This is a genomic window from Nocardia vinacea NBRC 16497 (assembly GCF_000308835.1).
In the GTDB taxonomy this organism is placed as follows: domain Bacteria; phylum Actinomycetota; class Actinomycetes; order Mycobacteriales; family Mycobacteriaceae; genus Nocardia; species Nocardia vinacea.
Genome location: NZ_BAGN01000300.1, coordinates 1 through 495, shown reverse-complemented (window position 1 = coordinate 495; position 495 = coordinate 1). Strand labels below are relative to the sequence as shown.

Below are 495 nucleotides of genomic sequence, written 5' to 3'. Positions count from 1 at the left end.
TCCAGCGACACCGACACGACCGACACGGTGGTGACGTCTTTGCTGCGTAGGGATCGTGTCGAGGACACGACCTTCTTGTCGGCACTGGCAGTGGTGGATGTGGCCGGTGCCGGGATCGACTGGACACCGGTCTTCGATGGCCGTGGCGCGAGCCGGGTTGTGTTGCCTTCCTACGCTTTCCAGCACCGCCGCTACTGGCTCGATACGATCACCGGCAACACCGATCCCGACTCGCTGGGATTGTCGGGACTCGATCATCCATTGATCGGGGCGGTGGTGGTGTCCCCGGAGACCGGGGCCGTGACCGTGACCGGCCGGCTGTCGCTGCAGACTCATCCGTGGCTGGCCGATTACGCCGTGGGTGGTGTGGTGTTGCTGCCCGGGACCGGGCTGGTCGAGCTGGTGATCCGTGCCGGTGACGAGGTCGGATGCGGGGCGATACGGGAACTGACGTTGCTCGCGCCCCTGACACTGCCCGCCGAGGGCGGCACCGCG

Annotated in this window: 1 protein-coding gene; it reads left to right on the top strand. The window is 66.9% G+C overall.

Going from position 1 to position 495, the window contains the following annotated elements; genetic code table 11:
* Positions 1 to 27: 27 nt before the first annotated feature.
* Positions 28 to 495: polyketide synthase dehydratase domain-containing protein (locus ON44_RS33575; RefSeq protein ID WP_218007668.1), on the top strand; the 468-nt coding region annotated here is incomplete at its 3' end.